7 protein-coding genes are annotated in these 12,337 nt (G+C 62.9%); all 7 read left to right on the top strand.

Going from position 1 to position 12,337, the window contains the following annotated elements; genetic code table 11:
* The first annotated feature begins 66 nt into the window (after window positions 1-66).
* The 7 genes from O3303_RS02255 to O3303_RS02225 all read left to right on the top strand — a co-directional run bounded on the left by O3303_RS02255 (window position 67) and on the right by O3303_RS02225 (window position 12,202).
* Window positions 67-2,523 (top strand): nucleoside/nucleotide kinase family protein, encoded by a 2,457-nt coding sequence (locus O3303_RS02255; protein WP_269560444.1) that lies wholly within the window; start codon window positions 67-69, stop codon window positions 2,521-2,523.
* Entirely contained in the window at window positions 2,520-3,248 is a 729-nt protein-coding gene (locus O3303_RS02250) for an acyltransferase (protein ID WP_269560443.1), read from the top strand. The genes O3303_RS02255 and O3303_RS02250 overlap by 4 nt, the downstream gene beginning before the upstream one ends.
* Window positions 3,245-4,495: a glycosyltransferase family 4 protein gene (locus O3303_RS02245; RefSeq protein WP_269560442.1), complete on the top strand. Its 1,251-nt coding sequence runs from the start codon at window positions 3,245-3,247 to the stop codon at window positions 4,493-4,495. The genes O3303_RS02250 and O3303_RS02245 overlap by 4 nt, the downstream gene beginning before the upstream one ends.
* Window positions 4,492-5,640, top strand: coding sequence for a glycosyltransferase family 4 protein (locus tag O3303_RS02240; RefSeq protein ID WP_269560441.1), 1,149 nt, complete (start codon window positions 4,492-4,494; stop codon window positions 5,638-5,640). Before O3303_RS02245 ends, O3303_RS02240 begins: the two co-directional genes overlap by 4 nt.
* A gap of 75 nt (window positions 5,641-5,715) precedes the next feature.
* Window positions 5,716-6,930 carry a DUF1972 domain-containing protein gene (locus tag O3303_RS02235; protein ID WP_269560440.1) on the top strand — a complete coding sequence of 405 codons (1,215 nt, stop codon included), beginning with the start codon at window positions 5,716-5,718 and terminating at the stop codon, window positions 6,928-6,930.
* Window positions 6,931-7,646: 716 nt separating this feature from the next.
* Complete coding sequence (locus tag O3303_RS02230) at window positions 7,647-9,005, top strand: sigma-54-dependent transcriptional regulator (protein ID WP_269560439.1); 1,359 nt, start codon at window positions 7,647-7,649, stop codon at window positions 9,003-9,005.
* Window positions 9,002-12,202 carry a PAS domain S-box protein gene (locus O3303_RS02225; RefSeq protein WP_269560438.1) on the top strand — a complete coding sequence of 1,067 codons (3,201 nt, stop codon included), beginning with the start codon at window positions 9,002-9,004 and terminating at the stop codon, window positions 12,200-12,202. Before O3303_RS02230 ends, O3303_RS02225 begins: the two co-directional genes overlap by 4 nt.
* Window positions 12,203-12,337: the final 135 nt, after the last annotated feature.

Below are 12,337 nucleotides of genomic sequence, written 5' to 3'. Positions count from 1 at the left end.
AAACTCTTGCTATCAGTGATTTAATAAGTTATTTCTTTTTGGCCCAGCCTTCGCAGAGGTGCTGGCATGACCACGACTACCTTATTTGATACAGATCAGCAATTGCTCTCTGGCCTGATGGGCCGGTTGGGCTACGTGCCAGTGGCGCAGGGCGGCACGCAGCTGCGCGGCATCCGCAACCCCAATGGCAGCCTGCGCTGGGTGTGGGCCGCCACGCTCCGCCAGCCGCTCTTTCTGGAATTCTACAGTGCTGCTTCGCCCAAGGCGCGGCTGTTTGGAGGGTTGGTGCAGCTGGCTTTCTGGCTGGGGCTGCACCGCTGGCTGTTTCCGGTGTTGCCGGGCCGCTATGCCTGCGCTGGCACCCAGCATTGGTCGCCGGTGGGCTTTGCCCTGTTCCTGGGCACGCCCGGCCCGTTTCGGAAAGCCGTGTGCTGCTACCCCGACGGAGCCGGCCAGCTGCTGTTTGCCAAGCTGCCGCTCACGCCGGCCGCCGATGCCAAGGTGCAGGCCGAAGCCCAAGCCCTACGCAGCCTGGCGGCCCGCCCCGCCACCACCTACCGGGTGCCGGCCGTGGTGACGGCCCGCCCCGGCCTGCTGGCCCAGCGCAGTGTGAAGCCCGCCCACGCCCGCCGTGCTACCCGGCTCATGCCGGCCCACTTCCGGTTTCTGCAAGAGCAGCTGCGCACCACCACCACCCACCAAACGCTGGCCGCCACGCCGTTCTGGCACACCGTGGTGCGCCAGCTCACGGAGCTGGGGGAATTGCGCGAAACGCGCATTCCCTACGGCCTGCGCGCCAAGCTGCAGCTGGTTATGGGCAGCATCGAACCGGAGCAGACCGTGGCGCTGGCCTTCGCCCACGGCGACTTCACGCCCTGGAACTGCTGGCTGGGGCGCAACGAGCTGGCCATCTACGACCTGGAATTTGCCCAGGACGCCGCCCCGCAGCTCTACGACCTGTTTCATTTCGGGGTGCAGGAGGGGCTGCTGATGAGCCGCCGCCCCGCCGCCCAGATCCGGAGGCAACTATGGGCGCAGGCGCAGGCGCATTTTCCGGCCATTCCGGAAGCCCAGCTGCGCCTGGCCTGGCAGCTCTACCTGCTGCACCAGGTTTCCAGCTACGCCCTCATCTACCACGCCCAGCCGGAGTGGCACACGCAGGTGGAGTGGCTGCTCGGCGGCTGGAGCGCGCTCCTGACGCTGGAGCTGGCCGCCCACACCGAGCACCGCCAGCTGTGCTTGTTCGACCTGCTCGACGCGCTGCCGGCCCACGAAGGGGTGGTGCTGAAGCAGCGCGCCGCCAATGCCTACTACCCCGCCCCTACCTCCGACGTGGACCTGCTGCTGCCCCGGCTCAACGCCGGGGAGCTGGCCGGGTGGCTGCGCACCTTTCCGCTGGTGCGCTCGGCGGGGGTGCGGCGCCAGGCCCACATGGTTTCCGTGGATTGTTTTTTTCAGGACGGCTCCTTTCTATCGGTGGACTTGCTGCACCAGCTGCACCGCAAAGGCCTGCAGCTGCTCGATACCGACGACGTGCTGGACCATGTAGACCCCAGCGCGCCCGGCGTGCCGGTGCTGGCCCTGCACCACGACTTCGAATACACCTGGCTGTTTTATTGGCTGAACCAAAGCAGCATGCCGGCCGGCCACCTGCACTACTTCCAGCAGCAGAGCCCACAGGAGCAGCAGGAGCTGCTGCACCACCTCGTGGATAAATACAACCTGCATTTCGACTCCGTGGCTTCGGCGGCGCAGTACCAGCCGCTGATTGGCCGGCAGCTGGCCCTGATGATCCGCAACCAGCCCAGCAACTCGACGGTGCGCCGGCTGGCGCGCACCGTGCGCTACGGCCTGAGCACGGTGGCGTCGTTTTTCCGGCCCAATGGCTTCGTGGTAACGTTCAGCGGCGTGGATGGCGCCGGCAAGTCCACGGTGATAGAGCACGTGAAGGAGCGGCTGGAGAAGAAGTGGCGCAAGCGGGTGGTAGTTATCCGGCACCGGCCGTCGGTGCTGCCCATTCTGAGCGCCTGGAAGTACGGCCGGGCCGGGGCCGAGCAACGCGCCGGGGCCTCGCTGCCGCGCCAGGGCGCCAACCAGCGCCTGACCTCCTCGCTGGCCCGCTTCGCCTACTACTACCTCGACTACGTGCTGGGCCAGGGCGTGGTGTGGCTGAAATACACCTGCCGCGGCCACATCGTGCTCTACGACCGGTACTACTTCGACTTCATCAACGACAGCCGCCGCAGCAACATTGCGGTGCCCGAGCGCCTGACCCGCGCCCTGTACGCCTTCGTGAATAAGCCACGCCTGAACTTCTTCCTCTACGCCGCGCCCGAGGTGATTCTGCGCCGCAAGCAGGAGCTGTCCGGCGAAACCATCGTGCAGCTCACCACCAAGTACCAGGACCTGTTCGGGCAGCTGGCCGGGCGCTACCGCCAGTCGCAGTACGTGCCCATCGAAAACCACAACCTCGACGACACCCTCGCCCTCATCGGCGGCTACCTCCAACAGGAAATCAAATGAAACAGCTGCTCGAAACCTGGGTGCGCCGCCGCAACCCGCATTTTTCTATCCATGAGGCGGTGCCGGTGGGCTGGCTGGCGGGCTTTGCACTGCGCACAGCCGGCGCCATGCTGCGCGGCACGCAGCTCTGGCTGCGGGGGCGCGCCAGCCACGGTGCCATGCTGGGCCGGGGCGTGTCGTTTCAGTATCTGAGCGGCATCCGGTTTGGCCGCTGGCTGAAAGCCGGCGACCAGGTGCGGTTCAGCGGGCTCTCCACCGGCGGCCTCACGCTGGGCCACAGCGTCAGCATCGGGGCATTCAGCCAGGTGATTGTGTCCACGTCGTTGCAGCAGCCGGGGGCGTTTATCCGCATCGGGCACCACGTCGGCATCGGCGAGTTTGCCTACCTGGGCGGCGCCGGCGGCCTGCGCATCGACGATGACTGCATCATCGGGCAGTATTTCAGCTGCCACCCCGAAAACCACCAGTACGCCGACTTGACCACGCCCATCCGGCAGCAGGGCGTCACGCACCGCGGCATTCACATCGGCCCCAACTGCTGGATTGGCAGCAAGGTGACGGTGCTCGATGGCGTGGTGCTGGGCGAGGGCTGCGTGGTGGCGGCCGGGGCCGTGGTTACCCGCTCGTTTCCGGCGCGTAGCGTGCTGGGCGGGGTGCCGGCCCGCATTCTTTCTTCGCGTGAGCCCCAGCCGGCCACGCCTCACGTTGCCGAGCTGGCTCTATGAAAACCATCCTGCTGACGGCATATGCCGTGAATCCGTACAAAGGCTCCGAAGACGGCATGGGCTGGAACTTCATTCTGCAGGCCGCCGCCACCCACCGGGTAGTGGCCGTGACGCGGCGCAACAACCGCCCGCCCATCGAGCAGTTTCTGGCCGCCCATCCCGAGCTGGCCCCACTGGCCGCGCGCATTCAGTTCGACTACTTCGATCTGCCGGCCTGGATGCGCTGGTGGAAAAAGGGGCCGCTGCTGTCGGTGCTCTACTTTTATATGTGGCAGCTGGGGCTGGGCCTGTGGCTGTGGCACCGCCGGCCGGCCGTGGATCTGGTGCACAACCTCAACTTCCACAACGACTGGACGCCCTCGTTTCTGTGGCTGCTGCGCCGGCCGCTGGTGTGGGGGCCTATCGGGCACCACCCGCCCATTCCGGCCGACCACCTGCGCCAGTACGGCGCCGCCGCCTACGGCAAAGACCGCCTACTGACGCTCATGAAGCACAGCTTCTGGCGCCTCGACCCTTTTCTGCGCGTTACGCGCCGCTCGGCCCACCAGGTGCTGTGCATGAACTCCACCGTGGCCCCGCGCCTGCGCCTGCGCCCCGGCCGCTTCCAGATCATGCCTTCCGTAGCCGTAGACCTGCCCCCCGAAACACCCCACCAGCTCCGGCCTACCGCCGATGGCCGGTTTGTGGTGATGATTGCGGCCCGCATGGTGCCGCTTAAGGGCTTCGATATGGTGATTGAGGCCTTTGCCGAGTTCTACCACGCCCTGCCCGCCGCCAGCCAGGCCCGCGCCGAGCTGCTGCTCATCGGGAGCGGGCCTGAGCAGGCACAGCTGCTGCACTTGCTGCAGCGCCGGGGCCTAGCCGCCTGCGCCCGGCACCGGCCCTGGCTGGAGCGCACCGAGCTGCTGACGCTCTACCGCGAAGCCGCCGTGTTTTTTTTCCCGTCGCATGAGGGGGCGGGCATGGTGGTGGCGGAGGCCATGAGCTACGGCGTGCCGGTACTCTGCTACCGCAACGAGGGCCCCGGCGAGCTGGTGCCGCCCGCCTCGCGGCTGACGGTGCCCTACGGCACCTTCCGGCAAAACATCCACGATTTCGCGGCCCAGCTGACGGCCCTGTTTGCCAGCCCCACTTTGCAGGCCACCGAGGCGCAGCTGTGCCGCACCCACGTCGCCGACCACCACACCTGGGCGCGGCGCGGCCAGCAATTGGCCCACGTCTATCAGCAAGCCCTGTCGCAGTCATGAAACGCATCCTTGCCGTCCATCTCCTCAACGACCGCAGCGGCAGCCCGCTGGTGCTGCGCAACGCCCTGCTCAGCCTGCGCGCCGCCGGCTTCCACATCGACCTGCTCACGGGCACCCCGACCGGCGAAACCGGCTTCCTGAGCGACCTGCCTGGCATCAGCACCCATGCCCTGCCCTACCAATGGTCGCCGAGCCGCTGGCGCACGCTGCTGCGCTTTGCGTGGGTGCAGCTGGTGGTATTCGGGCAGGTGCTGCGGCTGGTGCGGCCCGGCACGGTGGTCTACGTCAACTCGCTGCTGCCGGCGGCGGCGGCACTAGCGGCCCGCTGCCGGGGCGCGCGGGTAGTGTATCATCTGCACGAAGTGTCCATCCGGCCGGCCCTGCTGATGCGGCTGCTGCGCGCGGTGGCCAACCATACGGCCCACCGGGCCCTGTTTGTGTCGGAGTATGTACGCCGGACGCTGGCGCTGCGCGTGCCGCAGCAGGCCGTGGTGCCCAACGTGCTGTCGGCGGAGTTTATAGCCGAGGCCGAGGCCGACGGGCCGGCTGCCGACGGGCCGTTCACAGTGCTTATGGCCTGCTCGCTGAAAGACTACAAGGGTGTGCCCGAGTTTGTGGCGCTGGCCGCGGCCATGCCCGAGCTGCACTTCGAACTGGTGCTGAACGCCCCGGCCGCGCAGGTTCAGCACTACCGGCAGCAGCACACGCTGCCGCCCAACCTCGCGCTATTTGCGGCGGTGCACGACATGCACCCCTTCTACCGCCGTGCGGCCGTGGTAGCCAACCTGTCGCGCCCCACCGAGTGGGTGGAAACCTTCGGCATGACCATTCTGGAGGCCCTGCAGCACGGCCGGCCGGTGCTGGTGCCCACGATGGGCGGCGTGGCCGAAGTCAACCAAGCAGGCCAGACCGGCTTCGCCATCGACGGGCACAACCTGCCGGCCCTGCGGCTGGCCCTGAACCTGCTGGCCACCAACCGCCCCACCTACCTGCGCATGGCCGCCGCCTGCCGCCACCGCGCCGCCTACTTTTCGCCGGCGCGCTTTGCCGAGCAGCTGCAGCAGCAGTTTCAGGCCGAAGTGGTGTCGTCGGCGCGGCCCACAGCTCCGGCCTATGTGCCGGGCCACGTTACGGCCCGCGCCTAGCCTTTTTTCGCTTTCCCTTATTCCTATTCTGCTACCCCGGCCCGGCACCGCCAGCCTGGTTTTTCTTTCCCCCTCATGTCCAGCAAGAAAGTAGCCATTATCGGCACCGTTGGTTTGCCCGCCTGCTACGGTGGTTTCGAAACCCTGACCGCCTACCTGGTCAAGCATCTCAGCCAGGAACACGATTTCACGGTGTACTGCACCAACAAGCGCTACCCCAAAGCCCAGCGCCAGTCGCACTGCGACGGGGCCCGGCTGGTGTTTCTGCCCTTCGATGCCAATGGCATCCAGAGCATCCTCTACGACTGCTTTTCCATCCTGCACGCGCTGTTCTACGCCGACGTATTGCTGGTCCTGGGCGTGTCAGGCGGCATTATGCTGCCTTTCGTGAAGCTGTTCACCAACAAGCGCATCATCGTGTCTATTGACGGGATTGAGTGGCGGCGGGCCAAGTGGAACTTCCTGGCCCGCTGGTATCTGCGGCTGGCCGAGGCCCTGGCCGTCCGGTTTTCCCACGCCGACATCTCCGACAACGACGCCATCCAGGACTACACGGCCCAGACCTACAGCACCCGCAGCCGGGTGGTAGAGTACGGCGGCGACCATGCTGCCCGCCAGCCCATCACCCAGGAGCACAAAATCCGCTACCCATTTCTGTGCCACCCCTACGCGTTCAAGGTGTGCCGCATCGAACCCGAAAACAACGTGCCGATGATTCTGGCGGCGTTTGCCGAGCTGCCCGAGTATCCGCTGGTGCTGGTTGGCAACTGGAACAACAGCGAGTTTGGCCGCGCCATGAAGGCCCGCTACGGCACCTACCCCAACCTGCACCTGCTCGACCCGATCTACGACCAGAACGAGTTGAATGTACTGCGCGGCAACTGCTTTGTGTATGTGCACGGCCACAGCGCAGGCGGTACCAATCCGTCGCTGGTGGAAGCTATGTCTCTGGGCCTGCCGGTGCTGGCCTTTGGGGTTTCGTTCAACAAGGCCACCACCGAGCACAAAGCCCTGTTTTTCAGCACGCAGGAAGATATCAAAGCCACTATCAAGAGCACTGCGTTTGCGCAATGGCAGCGCCAGGGAGCCACGATGCAGGCCATTGCCCGCCGCCGCTACACCTGGGATGTGGTGGCCCGCAAATACAACTACCTCATTCATAGCGTGTGCACCGCCACGGAAAAAGGCGGCCTGCAGCCGCGCCTGAGCCAGTTCAGCCAGGAAGTGCTGCTGCAGAACCAGCTGGGCCACTATCAGGCCCTCAATATGTTTTATGAGCACGAAGCGTAAGCCCTGCATTCATTTACTGCCCATCTAAGCAGGAAGCTCCTCAGCAAATAGCAACAATTCACGCTCAAATAATATAACAATACCCATACAAACACAAAAGATACAGCTCATCCTAAATAAGGAATCAGCACTTCCATTTTGAGAATATTCCGGTTTATAGTATACGCACACAGCATATTGATATTGTATTTATGCCTTAGCGTGCAGCCAACTATTAGATTATTGATAAATAACCAATTTTTCAACTTTCTAATATTGAGAAACCTGTCTATCAACTTGTTGCGAATAGTATCACCGTTTATTATCCGCAGGTTTGATTGCGTATTTTTACCTTTTGGTTACCATGAGGTAATTGCTACCTGGTCTACGGGCCAATCCTAACTATGGTTATTAGTTGCATATTTTCAACTACGGATTTTTTATTCCTCCTGGATTCAAGGCAAATATATTGTATGAAAAATAATAATCTACCCAGCACCACTACCAACCTACTGCTACCCTACCTATCTGCGTCGGTGCCTTCGGGGCATCGAAATATTCCAGCACCTGGCCACCCGGTGTATCTGCCGGAATAGCCTGGCAACGTGCCACAACTGGCCTGCCCTCTACAGCTTACCGGGCTGTGGAGGCCAGCTGCCTGCCATTTCGGGTAATTGATTGCCCGCTTTGATTTCGTCATCCGCTTCGCCGCTTTGCGGCACCCAGCCTTACCGAGTATGAAAACCGATTCCAGTTCAAAGTTCACCATCTGCATTATCGAGGACGACCCCTGGTACGGACAGTTGCTGCAGTATCAGCTCTCGCTCAACCCCGATTACTGCGTTAGTCTGTATGCCTCGGGGCAGGAGTTTTTTGAGAAGGTAACCACGCGCCCTGATGTCATTACCATCGACTTTTCGCTGCCGGATATCAGCGGTGACAAACTGCTCAAAAAGCTGGTAGGTAAATATCCAGGGCTGCCGGTCATCGTCATCAGCTCGCAAAGCAAGATTGTGACGGCTGTGGAGCTGCTCAAGCAAGGTGCCACCGACTACCTTATCAAGGATGAAAACACGAAGGAGCTGCTCTGGAACGCCATTCTGCGGGTGCGCGAAAACGCCAGCCTGAAGCAGGAAGTGAAGCGCCTGGAGCAGCAGCTGCACGAGAAATACACGTTCAACAACCTGCTCAAAGGCAACAGCCCTGCCCTGCAGGCCACCTTCGCGCTAATGGAAAAGGCGGCCCAGACGCCCGTTAACGTGTCCATTACCGGGGAAACGGGCACGGGCAAGGAGCTGGTGGCCAAGGCCATCCACATGAACTCGGAACGGCACAAAGGGCCATTCGTGGCCATGAACATGGCGGCTATTCCGTCGGAGCTGGTGGAAAGTGAGCTATTTGGCCACGAGAAAGGCTCCTTTACGGGCGCGCAGGGCCGCAAAATCGGGCGCTTCGAGGAGGCCAATGGTGGCACCCTGTTTCTGGACGAAATCGGCGAGCTGCCCGCTGCCATCCAGTCGAAGCTGCTGCGGGTGCTGCAGGAGCGGGAACTGCAGCGGGTGGGCGGCAGCGAAACCATCAAGCTGAACGTGCGCCTGATTACGGCCACCCACAAGAACCTGGCCGACGAGGTGCGGGGCGGCGGCTTCCGCGAAGACCTGTACTACCGCATCATCGGGCTGCCCATCAATTTGCCGCCGCTGCGGGAACGCAGCAGCGACATTGTGTTTCTGGCCAAGCATTTCGTGGACGATTTCTGCCGGGAGTACCGCAAGCCGCCCCTGCAGCTGGGGTCGGGGGTATGCGCCAAGCTGCTGGCCTACGACTACCCCGGCAATGTGCGCGAGCTGAAAACCACGATGGAGCTGGCGGCCGTACTCAGCAACGGCACCGAAATCCAGCTTTCCGACATTGTGTTTACGCCTTCGGCCAGAAGCAATGAGCTGCTTCTGGAGGAGAAGACGCTGCGCGAATACACGCGCACCATCATCCGGCACCACCTCAACAAGTATCAGAACAATGTACCCCTGGTAGCGCAGAAGCTGGATATCGGCCGCTCTACGATTTATAAAATGGTTCAGGAAGGTGAAATATGAGTGTACTCCTACCCCCGTTTTCTTCATCATCGCCGAAAAAAGCCGCGTCGCGCGTGCTGCGGCAGCAGCGGCTGCGCGCCACGGTGCAGCAGCAGCAGCAGGAAATTCAGCAGCTGCAGGCCCGGCTGGCCGCGGGCCCCGTGGCGCCGCTGCCGGCCCTGCAGGACCTGGCCGAAGGCGTGCCCGGTGCCCTCTGCGAATGGTATCAGCGCCCCGACGGCACCTGCCAGACCGTATACATGAGCCCGGTGCTGCACCGGCTGTTTGGCGTGGCCTGCAACGATGTTCGGGACCTGATCGGCTTTGTGCACCCGAAAGACCGCCTGCAGGTGCTGCATTCCCTGGAAACTGCCATGCGGCAGCAGACCAGCTGGCAGTTTGAGGGACGGGCGCTGATAGCCGGCCAACCCATGCGCTGGTGGCGCGGCACGGCCGAAGTATCCGAGGCGGGCCCGCTGGGCGTACGTTTTCGGGCCATTCTGCAGGACGTAACCAGCCTGGTGGAAAGCCAGATGGCGCTGCAGGAAAGCGAAAAGCGCTGGCAGGCCGCTCGGGATGGCATCGGCAATGACACCTGGGAATACAACTGCCAGACGCAGCAGCACGTGCTGTCGGCGAAGTACCGGACGCTGCTGGGCTACAACGAGAAGCCACTGGAGCTCGACCAATCCGCCGCGTCCTGGCTTTGCTTCGATAATGTTCTGCCCGAGCACCAGATAGAAGCCCACAGGGCAGCTATGGCTTACCTCAACGGCGAAGCGGCTGTTTACTCGGCCACGTACCGGGTGCTCGATGCCCACGGCGAATCCCGCTGGATTCTGTCGCGCGGCATGATCACGCAGCGCGATGCGCAGGGCAACCCGCTGCTGGTGACGGGCACTCACACCGACGTCACGGAAATCACGAAGGCCAAGCTGGAGCTGGAGGCCTCCTCGTTGCGGCTCAGCAGCACCATTGCCAGCATTCAGCGGGCCGTGCTGCTGGAAGACGAAAACGAGCGGGTGATTCTGGTGAATGAGTCCTTCTGCGAGATGTTTGCCCTGCCCTACACGCCCGAGCAGCTGGTAGGCTCCGACTGCCGCTGGCTGGTGCAGCAGATCGGGGGCCAGTTTCTGGACCAGCAGGACTTTATCGGGGCCAGCCGGAGCACCCGCCAGTACCTGGCTTCCGACAGCATGGTGGTCAGGCTGAAAGATGGGCGCACCCTCGACCGGCAGGCGACGCCCATCTACGCCAACGGCAACTACATCGGCTTTCTGTGGAAATACGAGGACATCACGAAGCGCAACAACGATGATGCGCTACTGCGGCGGCGCGAGGAAAAGTACCGCAGCATTCTGGAAAACCTCAACCTGGGCCTGCTGGAAATCGACCTGGACGGCAAGGTGCTGTTTGCCAACGAGAGCTACTGCCAGATCAGCGGCTACTCCAAGGAGGAAACTCTGAACCGCCGCCTCGACCACCTGCTGGTGAACGAGGCCGCCCAGCGCCTGGTGCAGGAAAACCGCCCCGCCCACACGGCCGGCCTCACCGACACCTACGAGCTGCCCATCAAAACCAAGCAGGGCGAGCTGAAATGGCTGCTGGTGGGCCGCTCACCGCTTTTCGACCGAGACAAGCAGATGATCGGCTCGATTGGCGTGCACCTGGACATCACCCACCAGAAGCAGATGGAAACCAAGCTCCGCGAGGCCAAGAAACACGCCGAGGAATCGACGCGGGCCAAGGAGATGTTCCTGGCCAACATGAGCCACGAAATCCGCACGCCCATGAACGCCATTCTGGGCATGAGCCAGCTGCTCAACAAAACGTCGCTCTCGGGCCAGCAGCACAACTACCTGCACGCCATTTCCACCTCGGCCGAAAACCTGCTGGTCATCATCAACGACATTCTGGACCTATCAAAAATTGATGCGGGCAAGATGGCCATCGAGCGGATCGGCTTCAGCCTGCGCCGCGTGTGCGAGCAGGTGGAGAAAACGCTGCGCTACAAGGCCGAAGACAAAGGCCTGAGCTTTCTGCTGGAGGTCAGCCCCGACGTGCCGGACGTGCTCATCGGCGACCCGTACCGCATCACGCAGGTGCTGCTGAACCTGGCCGGCAACTCCATCAAGTTCACCGAGAAGGGCCACGTAGTGGTGTCGTGCGAGCTGGCGGGCACCGTCGAACATGCTACCATCGTTGATTTCTGCGTGCGCGATACCGGCATCGGCATCGACCCGGCCTACCTGCAGCGGCTGTTTGAGAATTTCAGCCAGGAAGACTCGTCGGTGTCGCGCAAGTTTGGCGGCACGGGCCTGGGCCTGAGCATTTCGCGCAGCCTGGTGCACCTGATGGGTGGCGAAATTCAGATTCAGAGCGAAAAATACCAGGGCACGGTCAGCAATTTCACGCTGGTGCTGCCCACGGGTTCCGTCTCCGACCTGCCCCGCAAGGAACTTACCCTGGGCTCGATGTTCATCCGGGAAGGCATGCGCGGCAAGCGAGTGCTGCTGGTGGAAGACAACGAGTACAACCGCCTGCTGGCCAAGTCGTTTCTACGTCAGGCCCACATCGAAGTCATCGAAGCCGAAAACGGCGCTATTGCCGTGGACCTGGCCCGCCGGCAAGCCTTCGATCTGGTGCTGATGGATGTGCAGATGCCCATCATGAACGGCTACGAGGCCACGGCGCGGCTGCGCAAGGAGCTGGGCCTGACCATTCCCATCATTGCCCTCACGGCCAACGCCATCCGCGGCGACAACCAAGCCTGCCTGACCGCGGGCATGGACGACTACCTGTCGAAGCCGTTTCATGAGGATGAGCTGCTGAAAATGGTGCACGAGTGGCTGCTCTCGCCGCCCAATACGGAGGCCGCCAACTGCCTCTACCGCACCGACCTGCTGCGGCAGGCCGCCCACGACGACGCGAACTTTGTGACGTTCATGCTGCGCACCTTCGTGAGCAGCAGCACCGATGTGCTGCACACGCTGCACACCGGCCTGGCCGCCCAGGACCTGCCGGCGCTACGTGGGGCAGCGCACAAAATAAAGCCCAGCCTGCGGCACCTGCAGATCAAGCAGGTGCTGGCCCTGATGGAGCAGCTCGAAAACTGGGACGGCCCCTTCGACCAGCCCGCATTGGAAGCCCTGGTTGGCAAAACCGACAAGCTGCTGCGCCAGGTAACGGCCCAGATTACAGCCAATATGGAGGCTTGAAGCAACGCTGTGCGGGCCTGTCCGCGGATAGTTGCAAGGACTTTCTTCATCCGCCCGCCTGCGCTCTGCCGGCGGGCGGCTTTGTGTGCGGACGGTTGGAAGCAGCGTCGGTTCTGCGGCGGGCTCCCACCCTGG

The organism is Hymenobacter canadensis (assembly GCF_027359925.1).
GTDB classification, from domain to species: domain Bacteria; phylum Bacteroidota; class Bacteroidia; order Cytophagales; family Hymenobacteraceae; genus Hymenobacter; species Hymenobacter canadensis.
The sequence above is the reverse complement of the archived record's forward strand: the minus strand, read 5'-3'. Positions and strand labels throughout refer to the sequence as shown.

What these genes read in the sequence shown, in the direction of transcription:
- O3303_RS02255 (WP_269560444.1), top strand. Translation starts at nt 67, where the DNA reads ATGACCACGACTACCTTATTTGATACAGATCAGCAATTGCTCTCTGGC.
- O3303_RS02250 (WP_269560443.1), top strand. Translation starts at nt 2,520, where the DNA reads ATGAAACAGCTGCTCGAAACCTGGGTGCGCCGCCGCAACCCGCATTTT.
- O3303_RS02245 (WP_269560442.1), top strand. Translation starts at nt 3,245, where the DNA reads ATGAAAACCATCCTGCTGACGGCATATGCCGTGAATCCGTACAAAGGC.
- O3303_RS02240 (WP_269560441.1), top strand. Translation starts at nt 4,492, where the DNA reads ATGAAACGCATCCTTGCCGTCCATCTCCTCAACGACCGCAGCGGCAGC.
- O3303_RS02235 (WP_269560440.1), top strand. Translation starts at nt 5,716, where the DNA reads ATGTCCAGCAAGAAAGTAGCCATTATCGGCACCGTTGGTTTGCCCGCC.
- O3303_RS02230 (WP_269560439.1), top strand. Translation starts at nt 7,647, where the DNA reads ATGAAAACCGATTCCAGTTCAAAGTTCACCATCTGCATTATCGAGGAC.
- O3303_RS02225 (WP_269560438.1), top strand. Translation starts at nt 9,002, where the DNA reads ATGAGTGTACTCCTACCCCCGTTTTCTTCATCATCGCCGAAAAAAGCC.